The organism is Pseudarthrobacter sp. C1, assembly GCF_034720455.1.
Lineage (GTDB): Bacteria > Actinomycetota > Actinomycetes > Actinomycetales > Micrococcaceae > Arthrobacter.
Map to the genome: position 1 here is coordinate 209,051 of NZ_JAYESK010000001.1, position 21,064 is coordinate 230,114.

Genomic DNA, 21,064 nt, shown 5'->3' on the forward strand with positions numbered 1-21,064 from the left:
CCGCGGCGAGTGACGAACGTAACTGGAGCGGCCGGCGTCGTGCATTCCAGCAGGGATCTTCCGCGTGGCGGGAGGGCGCACTAGCGTGGTGCCTGTCCACTCGAAAGCCACTCTGGAGGTCCCCATGCGCAAAGTCACTGCCGGCTTGTTCCACTCAGTGGACGGGGTGGTCTCCGATCCGTACAAGTTCCAGTTCGACAGCTTCGACGACGAGCTGGGAGCCGGCCTGACCACCATGATGGAAACAGTGGAGACGGTGGTGCTGGGCCGGGTCAGCTACCAGGAGTGGGCCGCCTACTGGCCAAACGCGTCCGTGGACGAGGACTTCGCCGCGTTCATCAACCCGGTGGAGAAGTTCGTGGCGTCCCGGACGCTGGCGGCGCCGCTGGAATGGCAGAACTCGCAGCTGATGGACGCGCCGCTGGAGGAGTTCGTGGCGGGGTTGAAGGAGCGCGACGGCGGCGAGATAGCCGTGTGCGGCAGCATTTCGGTGACCCGTCAGCTGCTGTTCGCCGGGCTGCTGGACTCGCTGACCCTCATGACCCACCCGGTGATCGCGGGAACCGGCCGGCGCCTGTTCCAGGACGGCGACCCCGCCACCCGGCTGGTACTGCAGGACGCGTCCCGGACCAGCAAAGGCAACGTGATCAGCACCTACGGGCGGCTCGGGGCGTAGGCCCTACTATCCGCACCGGGACTGTGAAAGGGTTTGAATATGGATGAAGAAGCCAACAATCCTGATGACGAGGTAGTCCCCGGTACCGGCGTCAACGACCACGCCTGGGAACGGGAGCACCGGCATCCCACCCCTGAACAGGCCCGGTCCATCGGCTACCGGCGCAGGGATGCCGAAGCGAAACTTGAGCAGCACCAGCAGGAGGCCCGGGAGAAGGCGGCACACGCGGAGGAAGAGGGCACCGAGGACACGAAGGACTGACCCGACTGGTTACGACACCGGCGCCAGGACCATGAGTCAGGACCACGGGGCCGGGTCCACGGCGCTCTCCGGGGTTGACGGATACCGGTCTGCTGGGTGGCCAGCGCCCGGTGGGACTCCGGTGTGGTGTGCGCCCTGCAGCACCTCGTTGACCGCCTGCGTTATGGTGAGGCTTCTTCCGCCAGCCCAGGCAAGGCCGAAGCGGATCGGGCCGGCTTCCGCCCGGACTCTTGCAATGATGGCTGCTACGCGTTTCCCTTCCTCCGCGTCCAGGGGCCGTACGTGATCCGTACGGTAAGCGTCAGCTGCCGCAAGCAACCTGATGGCGAACTCCAGGCGGTTCTGCCGGGCATAAACTCCGGCCAATGATTCAAGAAATGCAACGAGGTTGCCGTGGGCACCAAGTTCCAGCGACGCGTTGACAGCCTCCAGCAGAAGCCGTTCCGCTGCCTCGTAGTCGCCTTCCTGTTCGTTGCAGTCCGCAAGATTGATGAGCACCACACCCAGCAGCGACCGGTCACTGAGTGGCCGGCCGAGCTCTACGCACTGCCGGGACAACTCCAGTGCCCGCGCCCGCTCGCCAGCGTAGAAGGCCATGCGGGACAGGAGAATTAGTGCGTACAGTCGGGTGCGGTGGCTGGCAGATGGAGAGGACAACGCTTCCGCAGCAAGCCGCTCTGCGGCGACACTGTCTCCAAGGTATGCAGACTGAACGGCAAGGCACATGGTCGTCCAGGCGCTGGCAGAAGCGTTTGCGGTCTCGCGGAACGCGTTTAGCGCCAAGCCATGAAGGGTGGCCGCCTTGGCATAGCATCCCAAAGCCCAGCTCAAGGTAGCGGCCCCGCTTAGTGCCGGGCCTCGAAGCTCCGGTGGAGCATCCGGCACTGCCTCTACCAGCGCAACTGCAGTCCGCTGCTGTTCGGCAAAGTCTCCGGTGAGCTCCCAGTAGTGCCAGAGCTGACCCACAAGGCGAAAGGCCAGTTCCGTTGAACCATGCGGTGCTGCCGCCCACAGCAGTGCCGCACGGAGGTCGAGCGCATCGGAGTGCAGCGTCCGGAAAGCGTCCACCTGGTCCCGGCCCCACAACCGCGGGCATACGGCCTCGGCCAAGGCAACGTAGTGCTCGGCGTGCCGGCGCCGCACTTCAGGCTCTGCTGGAAGCAGCGCCAGCCGGTCGCGGGCAAACTCGCGGATGGACTGCAGCAGGGACACACGCCGCCGTCCTGACTGGTCCGTGTAGCGCCGCAGCAGGCTCTGGTCCGCGAGCGCGGACAGCAGTTCCTGCGTGGATGGCGCATCGGAGGGGACGGGGCCGCGCACAGCGTCGATCGCGGCCAGGGTTGGATCGCTGGCGAAAACACCGAGTTGGCACAAAAGCACGCGTTCCGCATCCGCCAGTAGTTGATAACTCCACTCCATCGTGGCTGTGAGGGTCCGCTGCCGGTCCGGAAGATCCTGGAAACTGGCCGGCAACGCAGCCAGGCTGACCTCCAGGTCGGCGAGGAGATCGTGTTCGCTGAGCTGCCGCAGCTGGGCCGCCGCCAGTTCGATGGCCAAGGGCAGGCCGTCCAGCCGGTGGCACAGGCGTGTTAACACAAGTGCGTTTCCGGGATCCACGGTGAAATGCGGGCGGACGGCCCTGCCCCGGCTCAGGAGCAGCTTCATAGCGGGCACCTCCCGCAGCTGCGCCGGCGGCAGGGGCGGGTCGAGGGGCGGCAGTTCAAGCGGCTCAAGCTCAAACTCGTACTCGGGACGCAACCCCAGCCGCCTCCGGCTGGTGGTAAGGATCCGGAGTTCGGGAGCTGCGGTGAGCAGGTCCAGCACCACCGGCCATGCGCCTTCCAGATGCTCGAAGTTGTCCAGGACCAGGAGCAGGGTTCGGGCTTGGAGAAACCGGGATGCGATTCTCAACGGGTCTTCGCCGGCTGGAGCCTCCAGTCCGAGTGCCGCCGTGATGGCACCCGGAACCTGCTCAGCCTGGGTGAGCGGGGACAGGTTGACCCAGCCCGCGCCGTCAGCCATGTGCTCGCCCAGGCGGCTGGCAGCCGCCATGGCGAGGCGGGTCTTCCCTGCCCCGCCCGCCCCCGTGACGGTGACAAGCCGGCACCCCTCGGAGCGGTAGAGCGAGCAAACCTCCCCCAGTTCAGCATCCCGGCCCACCATGGGGGTGAGTGCGGCAGGCAGGTTGTCGAGGCGCTGCCTGGTGCGGCGGTTTTCGTTGGCGGTGGGCGGCGCAAGGGAGGCATCCTGCCGCAGCACCTGGGATTCGAGCTCCTGCAGGCGCACGCCGGGATCAATGCCCAGCTCCGCCGCAAAGGTCTTCCGCGCCGTCCGGCATGCGGCCAGGGCGTCTGCCTGCCGGTCGGAGCGGTACAAGGCGAGCACCAGCGACGCCCACAGGCGTTCCCGGAACGGATGCTGCGATACTAGCCGCTGGAGCTCCCCCACCACGTTGGCATGCCGGCCCAGGGCCAGTTCCACGTCGAAGAGGTCCTGGCACGTGTCCAGCCGGGCCTCCTCCACCTCTTCCAGGTCCGGGACCAGCAGCTCAATGTCGGCCAGGTCAGGAAACGCAGGGCACTCGAACAGGTCCAGGGCCTGGCGCAGGCGGACCGCGCCGCCGGCAAGTTGTCCCGCTCCCACCTCATGCTCGCCGGCGGCAAGGTGCGCGCGGAACTGCAGCAGGTCGAGTTCGTCGTCGGCAACAGCCAGGAGGTAGCCGCCGGGCCTGCTGGCCAGGCGGCGCGAGGCAACCCCCTTGGGGCGGTTAGGCTCCAGCAAGTTCCTCAGGTTCGCCACGTAGACCTGGAGTTGCGGTCCGGGATGCGCCGGCGGATGGCCTTCCCACACAGCTTCAGCCAAAAAGTCAGCTGCTACTACCGAGTTTGCGCGCAGTGCGAGGCATTCGAGGACAATCCGCAGGTTGCGGCTGCTGACGGGAACCTGGACGCCGTCGGCAATCACCTGCAACGGACCCAGGGCCCTGATCCACAAAGCGCTCATCGGCAAGCCCCCTACTGACCGGCCACGGAAGCGGGACACTCCCGATCCTGTGGACTCCTCGACCAGCGGCCCCTAGCGCCCGCCATGCCACATGATGAGCCCCCTGGGGAACTGCATCAACCCCATCATGCTCCCGGGCACCCGGAGGGTCCATAGCTTGCGCCGTGATTAAGGCTCCCTTAAGCGCCCGGAGTCAGCCTGTACTTGCACGATCTGGTACACCTGAAAGGAAAATCCCATGAAAACCACCAGCATTGTTCGAAGCCTTGCCGCGTCCAGCCTGGCAGTCGGCGCCCTGGTGGCGTCGACGCAAGCCGCACATGCAGACGGCGCCATGACGTTTTTGGCCGGTGAGGCCTGTGACTTCAGCCTTGAATGGGCATGGTCTGGCGGCAACCTCACGACCAAGGAGTTCAAGGACGAAAATGGAAACCCTGTTCGAGTCCTGACGGCCGGTAAGGGCACGGTGAACACCTACACCAACCTGGGACCCGGCCCCGGCGAGGGCGAATCCATTTCCATCCGCACTGATGGCTCAGTAGCCCAAACGGTCTTTAACCGGGACGGCAGCTACACCGTTACAGCCACGGGCCACAACGGCCTCATCCTGTACCCCGGCGATGTGCCGGCGGGACCTTCCACTGTCCAGTACGTCGGCAAAATCGTCTACACGGTAGGAACAAACGGCGTGTGGACCCTGGTCAGTACCTCTGGAACCGCCGTCGACGTCTGCGCGGCACTGGCCGGCTGACTGCTAGGCCAGGTTCAGCTCCAGCATCCGGCCAATGATCCGGGCGCCTTCCGGGAAGGCGCCCGGATTCGTGCCGGAGTAGTTGAGCCGGACGAAAGGACCCGCAGGCTCAGCCGGGAACCACTCGTCGCCAGGGGCAATGATGACCCCTGCGGCTTCGCAGTCCCGGGTCAGGCGCGCCAGGTCCGTCCCGTCCGGAAGCCGCAACCACAGGTGAAGCCCGCCTCTCGGCACCTGCTCAAGGTGCGCCTGGGGGATGTGCTCCCGCACGCTGGTGACCAGCAGGTCCCTGCGGGATTCAAGCTGGTGGCGCAGGCTGCGCAGGTGCGTCTGCCACCCTGGCTGCGTGACGACGTCGAGCGCTGCGGCCTGCAGCAGTCCGCTGACGTACATCGATTCGGCGGCACGGTCCGCAAGGATGCGCTCCCGCGCCGGCCCGCGGGCAATAAGGGCCGCCACCCGGATGGAAGTGGACACGCTCTTGGTCAGCGAGCGCAGGTAGACGACGTGCCCGGAATCGTCGCGGGAAGCCACAGGCACGGGGCTGGAGGTGATGCCGAAGTCGTGTGCCCAGTCGTCCTCCACCAGGAACGCGCCCTTCGCGCGGACCACGTCCAGGACCTCGTCGCGCCGTTCCGGAGTCCACTGCGCGCCGGTGGGATTTGAATAGTTGGGCTGTGCGTAGAAAACCCGGGCGCCAGACTCGTCAAAGGCGCGGGCAAGCTCCCCGGCGTCCGGCCCTTCCGGGCCGCTGGGCACCGGGACAACGCGGACGCCCGCCTGCGCGGCCGCGAGGATGGCGCCCCAGTAGGACGGCGACTCCATCAGCAACGGCTGCCCCCTGCCCACCAGCGCGCTGAAGACGGAGCTCAGCCCGCTCTGGCTCCCGGGGAGTACGACGACGTCGCTTGGGTTCGGCGGCGAAATTCCGGCCGGCGTCGACGCGCCGAGCTCGTGGGCGAACCACGACTGCAGCTCCGGCAGGCCGGCCGCGGGCGGCCTGGACAGTGCCGCGTCACCGCGGGAGGCACGCGTAAGGGCTGCCCGCACCAGCCGCTCGGGGAGGAGCTCGCGGGCAGGATAGCCGGAGTGGAAGGCGATGGCCCCGAGCGGCACGTCCCGCATGGTGGAGGAGGCCGGCGGCAGCGCCACCAGCGGCGAGCGGAGCGCCGCCGTCTGCCAGCCGTAGTCGGACGGGCGCGCCATCCGGGCAGCCCGCACGAACGTCCCCACACCGGGGCGGCTCTCAATGAGGCCCTGCGCCGCGAGGGTCTGCAGGGCCTTCTGAACGGTGACCGGGCTGGCCTGGTACTCGGCCACCAGGGAACGGGTGGACGGCAGTTTCGCTCCCGGCGCGGCTGCGGACAGCCAGGATTTCAGGTGCGCCGCTATCCGCGAACTGCTATCGTTGTTCATGAAAGACAATAGTAGCGCTACTCATTCTTCCGGCACAGCGATACTGAGCCCGCAGCCATCCGGACTGCTGCTCGGCCTGGTTGGCGTGGCAGCCTTTTCGTTCACCGTACCGTTCACGAAGGTTGCCGTTGCCGGCCTGTCCCCGCTGTTCATAGGCTCCGGCCGGGCCGTGGTGGCGGGAGTCCTGGCGGCGTCCGCCCTGGCACTTAGCCGGCAACTGCTCCCCCGCGGGACGCAGTGGGTGCGCCTGGCGGTGGTTGCGGCCGGCGTCGTGATCGGCTTCCCGCTACTGACCTCCTTTGCCCTGACCAGCACCCCGGCAGGCCACGGCGCCGTGGTCATCGCCCTCCTCCCTGCGGCAACGGCCACGGCCGCCGTTATCCGCGGGCGGGAACGCCCGCCGCTTGCTTTCTGGCTGGTCAGCGGCCTCGGCGCCTTCGCGGTCATCGCCTTCGCGTCCCTGCAGTCCGCCGGCCTGGGTGTCCTGCACTGGACGGACCTGTTGCTCCTCGGCTCGGTGGTGGCTGCGGCTGTGGGCTACGCAGAGGGCGGCCTGCTGGCCCGCGAACTGGGATCCTGGCAGACCATTTCCTGGGCGCTGGTCCTCGCTTTGCCGCTGATGCTGGCCCTGGCCGCCGTCTCCGCCATCCAGCAGCCGCCGTCCGCAACCCCGGCGCAGTGGGCCGCCTTCGCGTACCTCGCCGTGGTGAGCATGTTCCTGGGCTTCTTCGCCTGGTACCGGGGCCTGGCCATCGGCCCCATCGCCCGCGTCAGCCAGATCCAGCTCATCCAGCCCGTGCTCACCATCTGCTGGGCGGCGCTCCTGCTGGGCGAAGCCCTGACATGGTCCACGGTCCTCGGCGGGCTGGCGGTCATCCTGTGCGCCGGGGCCGCCGTCCGGGTGCGGCTCAGGCCCGCGGCCGCCCACATTGCCGCCCTCCCCGGCCCCGTCCTCCAGCCAGCAAAGGATTAGCCATGTATGTTCCAGCCCACTTTGCCGCGGTCCCCGACACCGTCCAGGACCTCCTCACCCGCCCGGGAGCAGCGAACCTCGTCACCATGACCCCGCACGGCCTCATCGCCACGCTCCTGCCCTTCGTTTACGATCCCGACGCCGGCGAGCACGGCGCGTTGCAGGGGCACGTTGCGCGGACCAACACGCAGTGGTCCCAACCCGCCGTCGGGGACGCGCTGGCCATCATCCAGGGTGCGGACGCCTACGTTTCCCCGTCCTGGTACGCGTCCAAGGCCGAGCACGGACGCGTTGTGCCCACCTGGAACTACACCACGGCGCACGTGTACGGACGGCTGGTGATCCACGACGACCCTGCATGGCTGGACCGGCAGGTCCGGCGCCTCACCGGTGTGCACGAGGCCGGCTTTGACCACCCGTGGAGCGTGGATGACGCGCCTGGCCGGTACATCGCCGGGCAACTGCGGGCCATCGTGGGCGTCGAACTGGTCATCACCCGGATCGAGGCCAAGGCCAAGCTGAGCCAGAACCGGCCCGAAGCGGACGTGGACGGCGTAGTTGCGGGGCTTACTGCCCGAGGCCAGTCAGAGGCCGCGGCGGATGTAGAGCGCGCCCGCTGACGCAAATGCGTGACTTTTGGGCGCTGCAAGGAGCCAAGGCCCCGAAAGCACGCGGGCTCCGCCTACGGGAAACCCAAAAGTCACGCATTTCCGGCCCAGCCGGGCGGCCGTGGGCCTCTCAGGCAGCCACGAGCTCCTCGCTCTGCTCCCACAGGCCGCGCGCCAGTTCGGCGTCGTAGGCCTGGGGATTGGCCTTGGCCAGGGCGCGCTTGTAGTAGTACGCACCGGAGATCCAGTCCTTGCCCGCGGTGCCGTTGACCAGCCAGAGCAGGGTGTCTGCGCCCTGGTCCGGCGTGAGCATGAAGCGGTTCAGCAGCGTCTTGTAGGCGTGCCGGAACGGGCTGCTGGACTCGGCGGCGAAGTTGGTGCGGACCACGCCGGGGTGGAATGCCGCCGTCGTGATTCCCTGCTCGCCGAAGCGGCGGTGCAGCTCGGAGGTGAAGAGGATGTTGGCGAGCTTACCGGTGCCGTAGGCGCGGTTGGTGGAGTAGCCGTGCTCAGCCGTGAGGTCGAACAGGTCCAGCTTGCCGAAGTTGTTGGCGCCGCTGGAGGTGTTGATGACTTTGGCGTTGCTGGCAACCAGGGTGTCCATCAGCAGCGTGGTGAGCAGGAACGGCGCCAGGTGGTTGACCTGGAACGTGGATTCGTTGCCGTCCACGGTGAGGGTGCGCTTGCCCATGATGCCGCCGGCGTTGTTGGCCAGGACGTCGATGCGCGGGTAGTCGGACTTCAGCTGGGCGGCGAGGGTGCGGACCTGAGCGAGCTCCGCGAAGTCACTGACAAAGTAGTCGGTGTCCAGTTCCTTGGCCATGGCGCGGGTCTTCTCCGCGGAACGGCCGACGACGACCACCTGCTCCCCTGCCTTGGCCAGCGTCCGGGCGGCTGCTGCGCCGATGCCGTCGCTGGCGCCGGTGATCACGATGGTGCGAGGAGTCAAGGGGTGTCCTTTGGTTGGGGAAGTCGCGGCGCCCTGGCTGGGCGTGTTGCCTACCGGCACAACGACGGCGGCGCGGCAGGTGTTCCCCGGCGCGGATAAGAGGGCATATCCTGCACAGACCAGCCAGCTGAACCCGGGGGGAAAGCCATGGAGATGCCCAAAGCGTCAGACGCGGACAAGGAGCGCTTCCGGTCCCTGGTGCCGGACGGCCCCGGCGTGGTGGTGAAGCCGATGTTCGGCAACCTCGGTGCGTTCGTCAACGGCAACATGTTCGCCGGCCTGTTTGGCTCCACCGTCGGGATCAAGCTCTCGCCGGAGGACAGGCAGCAGCTCGAAGGCGGGGAGCGGACCGTCCCCTTCGGCCCGGCGGAGCGGCCCATGGGCGGCTACACGGGATTACCGGAAGTCTGGAACGAGGAAGGCGACGGCGACGACGCCCGTGCCAGGGCGTGGATCCACAAGGCCTTCGAGTACGTGGCGGGGCTGCCGCCGAAGGAGCCGAAGGCCGCGAAGTCCCAGGCAGGCAAGTAGCCGGTGGGCGGGTTCGAGGGGCCCGTACCAGGCAAGACAGTTTTGTCACGCGGTTAACCAGTCATTCATGCCGTCCTCAGCACCCGTCCAACCGGCCTCCCTACGGTGGGACGCATGGACAACATCTCACGCAGATCCCTCATTTCCGCCGGCCTCGGGGCCGGCCTCGTCGCCGCCCTGCCGGGTGCCGCAGTCGCCGTTTCAACAGCGGACGACGCCGGCCTCCGCACCGATCCGTTCATGCTGGGCATTGCCTCCGGCGAGCCGTGGCCGGACGGCTTCGTGATCTGGACCCGCCTGGCATTGGACCCCCTGGCCGAGGACGGCCTGGGCGGCATGCCCTCCCGCCAGGTCCCGGTGGCCTGGGAGGTGGCCGAGGACGAGGGCATGCGCACTGTGGTAGCCCGCGGCGTCGAACAGGCCGGAATCGAAACCGCCCACTCGGTGCACGTGGAACTGAAGGGCCTCAAGCCGGGCCGCGAATACTTCTACCGGTTCCGCAGCGGCCGCCACATCAGCGCAACCGGCCGAACCCTGACCGCCCCGGCGCTGCACGAGACGCCTGCCGCCCTGGCCATGGCGTTTGCCAGCTGCTCCCAGTACGAGCACGGCTACTTCACCGCCTACACGCGCCTTGCCGAGGACCACCCGGACCTGGTGCTGCACCTGGGCGACTACCTGTACGAGTACAAGAAGGGGAGCTACGTGATCGGCGGCGGCAATCCGCGCGACCACCAGGGCCCCGAGACTGTGAGCCTCGCCGGCTACCGCCAGCGGCACGCCCAGTACAAGTCCGACGCCGACCTGCAGGCAGCGCACGCGATCGCGCCGTGGCTTGTGGTGTGGGATGACCACGAGGTGGACAACAACTGGGCGGACGAGGTCCCCGAGAACCGCGACCCCAACCAGATGAACGACACCACGGAGCGTTTCCGGCAGCGGCGGGCCGCCGCGTTCCAGGCGTACTACGAGAACATGCCGCTGCGGGCCTCGTCCGTGCCGGCCGGGTTCGACATGAAGATCTACCGCACCATCCAGTGGGGCCAGCTCGCCAATTTCCACATGATGGACACCCGGCAGTACCGCGACGACCAGCTCGCCGGCGACGGCTGGAAGAAGAACGTGGCCGAGCGCCTGGCCGAGAACCGCACCATCACCGGTGCCGAGCAGGAGACATGGCTGCTGGACGGCTTCCGGAACTCCACCCAGCGCTGGGACATCCTGGGCCAGCAGGTCTTCTTCGCCGAGCGTGACCGCGCCCAGGCGCCGGAGATCGACGACGTCTCGATGGACGGCTGGGACGGGTACGCCGCATCCCGCCGCCGCATCACCCAAGGCTGGGTGGACGCCAACGTGCGCAACGCCGTCGTACTCACCGGCGACGTGCACCGCAACTGGGCCAACGACCTCAAGGTGGACTACAAGGACCCGGCCTCGCCCGTGGTGGGCTCGGAACTGGTGTGCACATCCATCACCTCCACCGGCAATGGCACCGGCTCCACCACGGAACCCACCATGGCGTGGAACCCGCACCTGAAGTTCTACAACGACAACCGCGGCTACGTGAACACCAGGATCACCAGGGACGCCATGACGGCGGACTTCCGGACGCTGGACTATGTCACGACGCCGGGCGCCCCCGTTTCGACGAAGGCCTCGTTCGCGATCCAGGACGGCGTGCCCGGGCTGCAGGCGCGCGGTTAGGCTCGAAAACCGGTTCCAGCGGAAGGTCCGGCCGGCACACCGGCCGGACCTTCCGGTGCCGGGTGTTCCGCTGCCGGAGGCTACGGGGCGACGACTTTCACGAGTTCTGACCGGCTTCCAGACTGCAGGTCCTCGGTGAGGACCAGCGCAGCGACCTCCGGGCAGTAGTACTTGTGCTCCCGGGCATTCTTTTCAAGGGGCGACCAGTCGTAAACCTTGACGCAGCCGGTGTAGGTCCGGGCCTTCGTGGAGACGGTCTCGCCGGTGGCCGCCGTGTCCCGCATATCTTCGGCATAGCCCGCGTAGAATTCCTGCCGGTAGGAATCCCCCACGCGCTGCTCGGCTTTCATCCAGATCCCCGCTTGTGCCCCGTCTTTCCCGTGGAGAAAGCTGCCGGAGTGGTTGATCAGAATCCCGTTCCAGAAGTTGTTCACGTCCTCGCCGAAATACCACACGTCGCCGTTTTTGTGCTGCGCCAAATAATCCCGGGTTTCCTCCACGAGCTGCCCGTTCTTGAATTCCTTGTCCAGGTAAATGACGGTCTCAACGCCCTCGATGGTCTTGGTCTCCTGCAGGATTTCGATTTCGATCGTCTCGGTGACCTTCCCCTGCTCAACGGTTTCATAGGTCAATTTCTTGCCCACCGGAAGGGCAAAGTATTTGTTCGTGATCTTGGTGCTGAAATCTGCGGGGTTGACCCGGGGGGTGTACTCGGCGGCCCTGCTCTTCCTGGTGCTTTCAGTGACGAAAAGTGCCACTCCTGCCGCTACGAGCAGCACGACGAGGACGGCCAGGAAAATCTTGGTTGGTTGATTCATGACCTTTCCCACTCCTTCTGAGTAGAAATTCCTATTGGGGTCCGAGCACCTTTGCTTGCCCATGGCCATAGGAGAAAGTTAGTGCAGTCCGTCGCCAACCTGAACCCCTTCGGCTACCCCTTACCAAGCAGGGTGAATCATCGAAAGCTGGGTATCTCCGGCACGCACTTAAAAAGCAAGTAGCGCCAGGTGTCGTTTTGGGGTTTCAAAACGACACCTGGCGCTACTTAGTTGGGGAGGGGCGCCATAGTTCGGCAGGCTAACCCGCCAGGCCTGCCACCAGGAAGATCACTGCGGCGATGGCAAAGCCCATCACGCCGATGAGGGTCTCCATGACGGTCCAGGTCTTCAGGGTGGTCTTGACGTCCATGCCGAAGAAGCGGCCCACCAGCCAGAACCCGGAGTCGTTGACGTGGGAGACCACCACGGAACCGGCGGCCACGGCAATCACCAGGGCGGCAACCTGCATCCCGTTCAGCCCCGCCAGGGCAACAGCGGGGGCGATCAGGCCGGCGGTGGTGGTCAGCGCCACGGTGGCCGAACCCTGGGCGATGCGCAGGATGGCGGAGATCAGGAAGCCTGCGAGGATGAGCGGGATGCCCAGGTCGCCCAGGACGTCGGCCAGTGCCTGGCCAATGCCGGAGGTGCGCAGTACGCCGCCGAACATGCCGCCGGCGCCGGTGATCAGGATGACGGAGCAGACCGGGCCCAGGGATGATTCGAGCAGCTTCTCGAGCGCACCCGCGTCCCTGCCCCGCCTGGCGCCGAGCACGAACATGGCCACCAGCACGGCGATCAGCAGTGCCACCGGAGTTTCGCCGAGGGTGCGCAGGACCTGGTACCACTGCTCCTTCTTGACGCCTTCGGCGAGTACACCGGAGGTAGCCAGGGTGTTCAGCCCGGTGTTCATGAAGATCAGGAGCAGCGGCAGGAGCAGCAGGCCCACGATGGTGCGGAAGCGCGGCGGGTGCGACTCGGCTTCGGCGGTGGCGTGGCCCAGGATTTCCGGCACGGGCAGGACCAGCTTCTTGCCGGTGTAGAGGCCGTACAGGTAGGCGGTGACGTACCAGGTGGGGATGGCGACGATGAGGCCGGCGATGGTCACCAGGCCGATGTTGGCGTCGAAGAAGGCCGCTGCGGACACCGGGCCCGGGTGCGGCGGCAGGAAGATGTGCATCACGGAAAATGCGCCGGCGGCGGGCAGGCCGTAGCGGAGCACTCCCCCGCCCAGGCGGTGGGCCACCGCGAAGACCACGGGCAGCATGACAACCAGGCCGGCGTCGAAGAAGATGGGGAAGCCGAAGATCAGCGAGGCCAGGCCCAGGGCGAACGGGGCGCGCTTTTCGCCGAAGACGCCGATGAGGTAGTCGGCCAGCACCTTGGCGCCGCCGCTGGTTTCGACGATGCGGCCGAGCATCGCGCCCAGGCCCACCAGGAGTGCCACCGTGCCGAGCGTGGTGCCGAAGCCGTTGATCAGCACCGGGACCACCTGGCTGGCGGGGATGCCGGTGGCGAAGGCAGTGGCGAGGCTGATCAGGATCAGCGCGACCAGGGCGTGCATGCGCAGCCTGATGATCAGGAACAGCAGGACGAGGATCGCTGCGGCGGCGATGAGCAGCAGCGGCCCTGCGCCCAGTGTTTGGGTCCATCCTTCGATGGTCATGGTTCTCCTTTGAAGCAGGATTTGTTGGGGGTCAGGGGTGGTCAGGACGCGCTGGGCGCCTGGCCGGAGGAAAGGTGAAGGGCCTGCACGACGGCGGCGACCAGCTGCCCGGGTGACTGCGCGATGTCCAGGCGGAGGCTGCCGGCGTCGAGCTCTTCCTGGCTGAGCGCCTCGAGGGTGGCCAGCTGGCTCGGCAGCAGGGCGGGCGGCATGAAGTGGCCCTCCCGGCCCTGCATGCGCCGGCTGATCAGGTCCGCGCCGCCGTCGAGGTGGAGGAAGATGACGCGTCCCTCCGCTTCGGACAGGAGCTGACGGTAGCTTTTCTTCAGGGCGGAGCAGGTGATGACCGTGCTGCAGCCGGCCTGGGCCTGGGCGCTCATCCAGGCCTGGATTTCCCGGAGCCACGGCCAGCGGTCCTCGTCCTGCAGCGGGATGCCCTGGGTCATCTTGGCGATGTTCGCGTCCGGGTGGAACTCGTCCGCTTCGGCGCAGGCCCATCCCAGCTGTCCGGACAGGGCCGCCGCCAGGGTGGTTTTGCCGGACCCGGCGACGCCCATCACCACAAGATGCGTGGGGGGATTCTGCATGTTCATACCTCCGGAGAAGACGTCTTTGGCTTTCGAAGAAGCTCGCTGCGTGCCCGTCGTTACGTGGGCTACGCCATAAGGTATCACCTTTGAGGCTAATAAATACTATCTTTGCGTGTCACAGGTCATACCTTACTGTTTTTGTTCGCTATTCTGGAGGTGCGCTCCGGCGCGGAGAGAGGCGGAAAATATGTCGACGGCGACAGGTGCGGGCGCGGATGATGCGCACGACGGCGGGGCCTCCCCCGCAATGCACGAGCGCGTTTTGGAGGCGGTCGGCGTCGCCATCGCCTCCGCAAAGCTGGCCCCGGGCAGCAGGCTCACCCTGGAAGGCCTACAGCAGGAGTACGGAATTTCCCGCACCGTTGCGCGGGACACCATGAAGGTGTTGGAGTCGATGAACCTGGTCTATTCGCGGCGGCGGGTTGGCATCGTGGTGCAGGAGCGCCGGTGCTGGAACGTCTTCGACCCCAAGCTGGTGCGCTGGCGGCTTGCCTCGGACCGGCGCGACGTCCAGTACAGCAGCCTCACGGAGCTGCGCATCGCCGTCGAGCCCATTGCCGCCGCAGGCGCCGCCCGCCGTGCCAGCGCCGCGGAACGGGCACAGCTTGTTGCCCTTGCGGCGGAGCTGCGGCGGCTGGGTGAGGCCGGCGACCTCCAGGGGTTCCTGGCGGCCGATATCGAGTTCCACCAGCTGCTGCTGCGAAGCTGCGGAAACGAGATGTTCCAGGCACTCGAGGGCATGGTGGCGGAAGTGCTCACCAGCCGGACGCAGCAGGGGCTGATGCCGTTCAAGCCCCGGAACGAGGCGCTGCAGGCGCATGAGGACGTGGCTGCAGCCGTGGCGGCCGGGGACACGGCGGTGGCGGAATCAGCAATGCACCACATCCTGGACGAGGTCCGGAACGCGATGGGGCTGCACTAGCGCCCCGGCGCCTCATCAAAGCCCTTCCCGGACACCGCGATCCTGAGTAGCCTTCAAAGTAGGGCTTACGCAAGGGGCCTTCAGCGCCATCCAGGAGATCTGCGAGGTGGAACGATGACCACTACCGGACATTCAGGTGAAGGGCTCGCCGCTACCGCTGCGCCGGCCGTGGTACCCCGGCGCAAGGGCAGCATCGTGGTCAACTGGCTCACCACCACGGACCACAAGACCATCGGGTACATGTACCTGATCACGTCCTTTGCGTTCTTCTGCATGGGCGGCGTGATGGCGCTGCTCATCCGGGCGGAACTGTTCGAGCCCGGCATGCAGGTGCTGCAGACGAAGGAGCAGTACAACCAGCTGTTCACCATGCACGGCATCATCATGCTGCTGATGTTTGCCACCCCGCTCTTCGCGGGCTTCGCGAACGTGATCATGCCGCTGCAGATCGGCGCGCCGGACGTCGCGTTCCCGCGGCTGAACGCGCTGGCATTCTGGTTCTTCCTCTTCGGTTCCACCATTGCGGTGTCCGGCTTCATCACCCCGCAGGGCGCGGCATCGTTTGGCTGGTTCGCTTACGCGCCGCTGTCCGATACCACCTTCAGTCCCGGCATCGGCGGGGACCTGTGGGTGTTCGGCCTGGCGCTGTCCGGTTTCGGCACCATCCTGGGTGCGGTCAACTTCATCACCACCATCATCTGCATGCGCGCCCCCGGCCTGACCATGTGGCGGATGCCGATCTTCACCTGGAATACCCTGGTGACGGCCATCCTGGTCATCATGGCCTTCCCGCCGCTGGCAGCAGCACTGTTCGCCCTCGGCGCGGACCGCCGCTTCGGAGCCCACATCTACGATCCGGAAAACGGCGGCGCCGTCCTCTGGCAGCACCTGTTCTGGTTCTTCGGCCACCCCGAGGTGTACATCATCGCGCTGCCGTTCTTCGGCATCGTTTCGGAGATCTTCCCGGTCTTCAGCCGCAAACCGATCTTCGGCTACAAGGGCCTGGTCTACGCCACCATCTCCATCGCCGCGCTGTCCATGACGGTGTGGGCACACCACATGTACGTCACCGGATCCGTGCTGCTGCCGTTCTTCGCGTTCATGACCATGCTGATCGCAGTCCCCACCGGCGTGAAGTTCTTCAACTGGATCGGCACCATGTGGGGCGGTTCGCTGACCTTCGAAACCCCGATGCTCTGGAGCATCGGCTTCCTGATCACCTTCCTGTTCGGCGGCCTGACCGGCATCATCCTGGCGTCCCCGCCGCTGGACTTCCACGTCTCGGACTCCTACTTCGTGGTGGCGCACTTCCACTACGTGGTGTTCGGCACCGTGGTGTTCGCGATGTTCGCCGGCTTCTACTTCTGGTGGCCCAAATTCACCGGCACCATGCTCAATGAACGCCTGGGCAAGATCCACTTCTGGATGCTGCTCGTTGGCTTCCACGGGACGTTCCTCATCCAGCACTGGCTGGGCGTCATGGGAATGCCCCGCCGGTATGCGGACTACCTGGTGGAGGACAACTTCACCTTGATGAACCAGTTCTCCACCTTCAGTTCCTTCCTGTTGGGCGCCTCCCTGATCCCGTTCTTCTGGAACGTCTACATCACCTGGCGGGCGGGCAAGAAGGTCACCGTGGACGATCCCTGGGGCTTCGGCGCCTCGCTGGAATGGGCCACGTCCTGCCCGCCGCCTCGGCACAACTTCACGTCCCTGCCCCGGATCCGTTCCGAGCGGCCGGCCCTGGACCTGCACCACCCCGAGATCCGGGTCCGCGAACATGAGCCGGTCCACAGCGCGGCGGCGGCAGCCCTGGGCGCGGCGGACATCGGTGAAAAGGACGTTCGGGAGCCGAACCCGGACAAGTAGCGGGCGGGCCGGTCCGCTGCTAAATGCAGCTGGGCTGGTAGGCCGGATCCGCCGGCCCTGACGCCCTGCCCAGGGCATGGGCGACGATCTGGTGCACCACGGGGTCGTTCGGCGTCTGGTCGTGCTCAAACACATCCGCCGGGCACTTGTCCTGGATGGTGATGTTGGTGACCTGCCGCGCCGGGCCGGAGAGGAACTGGCTGTTGTAGGGAATCACCACCTCGTCGTAGACGGTGGAGATCACGGTGTAGGACGGTCCGGCCACGGTGTCACCGATGGAGTTGAGTTCCTGCATGAACGGCGAACCTGCCTGCTGGTCGGCGCAGGCAGCGCAGCCGAGAGCCGTGTAGTTCGGGTCGGCCACGACGTCCGGCGGCGGAAGGATCACGCCTTCCGTGCCGTGGTTCGAGGGGGCGATTCCGACGAGCTGGTTGACGTTCTTGGCGCCGCCGAGGAAGCCCATGTAGTAGCGGGGCATCATGCCGCCCTGGCTGTGGCCCACGAGGTCCACCTTCTTTGCGCCGGTGGCTGCGCGGACAGCGTCGACAAACGGGGCGAGTTCCTTCGCGGAATCGGCTACCGGCGCGGTGGCGTAGACGCCGTTCGTCTCCCCGTAGTTGAGCGCAAAGACGCAGTACCCGGCGCTCTTGAGGTACGGCGAGAGGGTGGACCAGTTTTTTGCCATGCTTTCAAAGGTCCCGGGGACCAGGATGACAGGGTAGGGGTGCTCGGCGGACGGCTTGCAGGACCAGTCGTTGGCGCCGGGCGGGGATATTTCGACGACGTCCGCGTGGGCGGGTGCCGCGGTGAGGGAACCGGCGAGGACGGCGGTCGCGGCCAGGGACAGTGCCTTTTTGAGCAGTGACATAGAAACCTCTTCGTTTGCGTGTCAGCGGATGGGCCGGGCAGGAACCGGAGCCTGTGCTGCGGGCCAGGTTCCTCCCGGGGCTCTTCAAATGCTAGGCAGGACCGGGCGGCGGCGGCGGATTCTGCACAAACGTGCGGCCAGGACCGCCAGCCATTTGCGCCGGGTGCGGCGGCGGATTTGAAGGTTACTCCACATCGTTGTTACTGGTCAGTAGCCAGATTGTGGCCCCGGACCGGCGGCGCATCACCGTTCACTGCCGCTGCACATCCGTGCACGGACAGCCGTGGCTGTCAGCTCGCAGGACCGCCCGGAGAATGCCGGTCAGCGTCCCTGACCGCGATGAAGAACTTCACGCCGCCGTCGGTCAGCATTTGCCGGTGGAAAAGGTGGTCGCCGCGATCGAACACGCGCAGGCACATGAGGCTCCACAGCACACGCCGGTAGATGTCGGTGACCCACTCCTCGGGGATGCCGTGGCCGGACGGGGTAACGAATCCGGCGTCCTCCAGGGCCAGGCTGATCACATCCCTTTCAAGGAGCCGCGGCGGCGCAATGCCACTGAGGTACCAGTGTGTGTAGAGGCGCATGGCCAGCCGTACGGCGTCGTGCTTCGGATTGGCGATCACGTCCACCATGTAGTCCCACAAGTCGCCCGGCCGTTCGAGCGCCCGCCGGCCGCGGGGTGTGAGCACCAGCCTGCCTTTGAGCTTCCGTACCAGCTTCCACGCCAGGACATGCTCCCGGAGTTCACGGACCGGCAAGACATTCGCTTCACGGTTTCCCTTGCCCAGGACGGCTCCGTCCCAGCCGATTTCCTCCACGGCGCGCGCCACCAGGAAGGGTTTCAGGTACCCGTCCTTCGTCAGTTCCAGGCCATCAACCTCGGCATTCTCCAGGAACCAGCGCACGGGCTTCAGCACCGCATCGCGCTCGCCGTCAGTGAGCGGCTGCGGCCACCACTGGAGGCTGAGGATCCGCAGCCGGCGGTTGGCAGCGTCCACGTCGAAGCGGGTGGCGTCGAACCTCTGGCCAAACTCCCCGGTGGTCTCGAAGACCCATCTCCCGGCATCGCCATGCTCCGGATGGTGCCGGTCCGCGAGGATGCGGACCAGGTTGGCATATCCCTCCGGCCCGCCGGAATCCTCCACGGGACCACGGTTGGCGCCGCCCAGGCACTGGAGCTCGCCGTACGCCAGTTCCGCCGGCCCGAGCAACTCCACCTGGTGAGTCCAGCCGTCGCCGAAGTCGTACTCGTACTCGCAGGCCGTGCCCGGCTTCCGGGGATCCAACAGGTCCGAAAGGACGACGGCGGAGGCCGCCTCTGCGCCCGAGTCCTCCGTTGCGCCGCGGGGCCCTGCAACCACGCGCTGGTTCCCGCGGGGATCTACGCATCTGACGGCGTAAACGTGGCGGTCCTCCCAGCCGAAGGCCGCCTGCACGGCAAGATGGAATTCTTCCACTGTCAGGGCGGCGGGAACCCGCAGTCGGCGCCAGATCTCTGGCTCGGAGTCCTCAATGCTGATGCGGAGTTCAAAGGCGGGGACGCGTGCGGCGGACTGCATAGGGTCATCTTTCCAGAGCCGCAGGAGGTCCTGCATCGCTGATCTGGCAGCACAGCCGGGTTAAGCAAAAGCAGGGCCGGTCAGTGACCGGCCCTGCTTTTTCAAAATTCGAAACCCGAAGGCCCCAGATTCCCTAATGGATTAGAGTGCCTGGATGTTGGTGGCCTGGGGACCCTTGGGGCCCTGCTCGGTGTCGAAGGAAACCTTCTGGTTCTCTTCGAGGGAGCGGAAGCCGTTGGAGTTGATCGCAGAGTAGTGTGCGAAAACATCCTGTGAAGAGTCATCGGGGGAAATGAAGCCGAAGCCCTTTTCAGCGTTAAACCATTTGACGGTACCAGTAGCCATTATTTTTGTCCTTCGTGAAGGTGGAGGGAAAGTCCCGACTTTCGGGCCCTCCGGTGTGGGGTGTTCAAAACCGCTACTTCAGAAGAACGCGGACTTTCGACCGCGCGTACTGCCTGAACTACCAACTGCATAAACACAACAACAGGAACAACACTACAGGAGATTTGGAGCAGCACTTACCACGGCGCCCATCCGGGCATATCCTGCCAGCAGATCCAGTCCGCATCCTGACCTGCGGGAGCAAACCATGGAGATACCGCAACGGGTGAACACCCTGGTGATCGGAGCCGGGCAGGCCGGCCTGGCCACCAGCTACTGGCTGGCGCGGCACGGCGTGGAGCACCAGGTGCTGGAGCGGCGGGATGCCCTGGGCGGGGCATGGCAGGACCGCTGGGATTCGTTCTACCTGAACACGCCCAACTTCTCCTTCATGTTGCCGGGCCTGACCTACGACGGTCCCGAGCCTGACGCTTTCCTTCCCCGTGACGCCGTCATCGGCCTGTTCCGTGATTATGCCCAGCGGATTGCCGCGCCGGTGCTGCTGGACACGGAAGCCACCCGGATCGGCCGGGCTGACGGCGGATTCAGCGTGGAAACCACCGGCGGGCAGTTCGCGGCACAGAACGTCGTGCTGGCCAACGGGGCCTTCCAGCTGCCGCGCATCCCGGCGGCGTCGGCCGGCCTTCCCCCGCATGTGCTCCAGCTGCACAGCCACGACTACCGCAATCCGCAGCAGCTGCCGGGCGGTGCCGTGCTGGTGGTGGGCACCGGACAGTCCGGCGGGCAGATCACCGAGGACCTGCTGGCCGCCGGCCGGGAGGTGCACCTGGCCGTCTCAACTTGCCCCGAGGCGCCGCGCCGGTACCGGGGCCAGGACGTCTTCCACTGGATCCTGCAGGTCAACCTGCACGGCCCCGAGTACGGCATCAACGGTTTCCAGGTGGACCAGCTCCCCTCCCCCGCGGCGCGTTTCCTGTGCAATCCGCTGGTTTCCGGCAACGACGGCGGCCACAGCATCCGCGTGCGGGAACTGGGCCGCCGCGGCGTCCGGCTCCACGGCCGCTTTGAGGGAATCGACGACGGCGTCTTGGCCTTCAGCGACGACCTCCCCGAACGCCTGGCGATGGTTGAGGCAGGGTTCGGCCAGCGCCTGAAGCTGATGGCGGACGCCTACATCGCGGCGGCCGGCATTGATGCGCCGGCCCCGGAAACGCCGCGGACCGATTCATGGCTCCCCCCGGAATCCGGGGCACGGCTGGACCTGGACGCCGAAGGCATCACGGCGGTCATCTGGGCCACCGGGTACGGCCTGGACTTCAGCTTCCTGGACATCCCCGTGCTGGATGAGTGGAACTACCCCCGGCACTCCCGGGGCGTCACGGACGTCACCGGCCTGTACGCCGTCGGACTGCCCTGGCTGACGAGGCACGCCTCGGCCACCCTGGCACTGGTGGGCGACGACGCCAAATACGTGGCCGGCCACATCGCCGGCCTGGGCGGCTGAAGCCGTGCGGAAGCACCCCTTGCCAACGGCCGCCCCCGGCGTAGGGTTCCT

General features: G+C 66.5%; 19 protein-coding genes. 10 read left to right on the plus strand and 9 right to left on the minus strand.

Annotated features, from left to right (window positions below):
• Window positions 1-124: 124 nt before the first annotated feature.
• A complete protein-coding gene (locus U7114_RS00920) occupies window positions 125-676 on the plus strand; it encodes a dihydrofolate reductase family protein (RefSeq protein WP_323056268.1) in 552 nt (183 codons plus the stop codon).
• Window positions 677-715: 39 nt separating this feature from the next.
• A complete protein-coding gene (locus tag U7114_RS00925; RefSeq protein WP_157238793.1) occupies window positions 716-937 on the plus strand; it encodes a hypothetical protein in 222 nt (73 codons plus the stop codon).
• Window positions 938-973: 36 nt separating this feature from the next.
• Here U7114_RS00925 and U7114_RS00930 read toward each other — a convergent pair whose 3' ends face one another.
• Window positions 974-3,940: a BTAD domain-containing putative transcriptional regulator gene (locus tag U7114_RS00930; RefSeq protein WP_323056269.1), complete on the minus strand. Its 2,967-nt coding sequence runs from the start codon at window positions 3,938-3,940 to the stop codon at window positions 974-976.
• A 238-nt stretch (window positions 3,941-4,178) separates the two neighbouring features.
• Between U7114_RS00930 and U7114_RS00935 the strand changes: the two genes are divergently transcribed.
• On the plus strand, window positions 4,179-4,691 hold the full coding sequence (locus U7114_RS00935; RefSeq protein WP_323056270.1) for a hypothetical protein: 513 nt from the start codon (window positions 4,179-4,181) through the stop codon (window positions 4,689-4,691).
• Window positions 4,692-4,694: 3 nt separating this feature from the next.
• Here the strand turns inward: U7114_RS00935 and U7114_RS00940 are convergent, their stop codons facing one another.
• The gene (locus U7114_RS00940; RefSeq protein WP_323056271.1) at window positions 4,695-6,107 is read right to left on the minus strand and encodes a PLP-dependent aminotransferase family protein; all 1,413 of its coding nucleotides are present in this window, start codon (window positions 6,105-6,107) and stop codon (window positions 4,695-4,697) included.
• On the opposite strand from U7114_RS00940, the gene U7114_RS00945 reads away from it, so the two are divergent.
• Window positions 6,106-7,080 (plus strand): DMT family transporter, encoded by a 975-nt coding sequence (locus U7114_RS00945; protein ID WP_323056272.1) that lies wholly within the window; start codon window positions 6,106-6,108, stop codon window positions 7,078-7,080. The genes U7114_RS00940 and U7114_RS00945 overlap by 2 nt on opposite strands.
• A gap of 2 nt (window positions 7,081-7,082) precedes the next feature.
• Entirely contained in the window at window positions 7,083-7,700 is a 618-nt protein-coding gene (locus tag U7114_RS00950; RefSeq protein WP_323056273.1) for an FMN-binding negative transcriptional regulator, read from the plus strand.
• Window positions 7,701-7,818: 118 nt separating this feature from the next.
• On the opposite strand, the gene U7114_RS00955 is transcribed toward U7114_RS00950, so the two are convergent.
• Complete coding sequence (locus U7114_RS00955; protein WP_323056274.1) at window positions 7,819-8,637, minus strand: SDR family NAD(P)-dependent oxidoreductase; 819 nt, start codon at window positions 8,635-8,637, stop codon at window positions 7,819-7,821.
• Between the two features lie 147 nt (window positions 8,638-8,784).
• Between U7114_RS00955 and U7114_RS00960 the strand changes: the two genes are divergently transcribed.
• Together U7114_RS00960 and U7114_RS00965 are read left to right on the plus strand one after the other, a co-directional pair.
• Entirely contained in the window at window positions 8,785-9,168 is a 384-nt protein-coding gene (locus U7114_RS00960; RefSeq protein ID WP_323056275.1) for a TfoX/Sxy family protein, read from the plus strand.
• A gap of 114 nt (window positions 9,169-9,282) precedes the next feature.
• Complete coding sequence (locus tag U7114_RS00965; protein WP_323056276.1) at window positions 9,283-10,872, plus strand: alkaline phosphatase D family protein; 1,590 nt, start codon at window positions 9,283-9,285, stop codon at window positions 10,870-10,872.
• Window positions 10,873-10,952: 80 nt separating this feature from the next.
• On the opposite strand, the gene U7114_RS00970 is transcribed toward U7114_RS00965, so the two are convergent.
• From U7114_RS00970 to U7114_RS00980, 3 genes are all read right to left on the minus strand, one after another.
• Complete coding sequence (locus U7114_RS00970) at window positions 10,953-11,690, minus strand: hypothetical protein (RefSeq protein WP_323056277.1); 738 nt, start codon at window positions 11,688-11,690, stop codon at window positions 10,953-10,955.
• 259 nt (window positions 11,691-11,949) lie between these two features.
• Window positions 11,950-13,353, minus strand: coding sequence for a GntP family permease (locus U7114_RS00975; protein ID WP_323056278.1), 1,404 nt, complete (start codon window positions 13,351-13,353; stop codon window positions 11,950-11,952).
• 41 nt (window positions 13,354-13,394) lie between these two features.
• Window positions 13,395-13,940, minus strand: coding sequence for a gluconokinase (locus tag U7114_RS00980; protein WP_157238804.1), 546 nt, complete (start codon window positions 13,938-13,940; stop codon window positions 13,395-13,397).
• 190 nt (window positions 13,941-14,130) lie between these two features.
• Between U7114_RS00980 and U7114_RS00985 the strand changes: the two genes are divergently transcribed.
• Window positions 14,131-14,865 (plus strand): FadR/GntR family transcriptional regulator, encoded by a 735-nt coding sequence (locus U7114_RS00985; RefSeq protein WP_157238805.1) that lies wholly within the window; start codon window positions 14,131-14,133, stop codon window positions 14,863-14,865.
• A 114-nt stretch (window positions 14,866-14,979) separates the two neighbouring features.
• Window positions 14,980-16,734 (plus strand): cytochrome c oxidase subunit I, encoded by a 1,755-nt coding sequence (gene ctaD, locus U7114_RS00990; RefSeq protein WP_323056279.1) that lies wholly within the window; start codon window positions 14,980-14,982, stop codon window positions 16,732-16,734.
• A 19-nt stretch (window positions 16,735-16,753) separates the two neighbouring features.
• Here ctaD and U7114_RS00995 read toward each other — a convergent pair whose 3' ends face one another.
• From U7114_RS00995 to U7114_RS01005, 3 genes are all read right to left on the minus strand, one after another.
• Entirely contained in the window at window positions 16,754-17,602 is an 849-nt protein-coding gene (locus U7114_RS00995; protein ID WP_323056280.1) for an esterase/lipase family protein, read from the minus strand.
• Window positions 17,603-17,892: 290 nt separating this feature from the next.
• The gene (locus tag U7114_RS01000; protein WP_323056281.1) at window positions 17,893-19,164 is read right to left on the minus strand and encodes a plasmid pRiA4b ORF-3 family protein; all 1,272 of its coding nucleotides are present in this window, start codon (window positions 19,162-19,164) and stop codon (window positions 17,893-17,895) included.
• Window positions 19,165-19,305: 141 nt separating this feature from the next.
• Window positions 19,306-19,509: a cold-shock protein gene (locus U7114_RS01005; protein ID WP_009372930.1), complete on the minus strand. Its 204-nt coding sequence runs from the start codon at window positions 19,507-19,509 to the stop codon at window positions 19,306-19,308.
• Window positions 19,510-19,756: 247 nt separating this feature from the next.
• Here U7114_RS01005 and U7114_RS01010 point away from each other — a divergent pair, with 247 nt between their 5' ends.
• Window positions 19,757-21,013, plus strand: coding sequence for an NAD(P)/FAD-dependent oxidoreductase (locus tag U7114_RS01010; RefSeq protein ID WP_323056282.1), 1,257 nt, complete (start codon window positions 19,757-19,759; stop codon window positions 21,011-21,013).
• The last annotated feature ends 51 nt before the right edge of the window (window positions 21,014-21,064 follow it).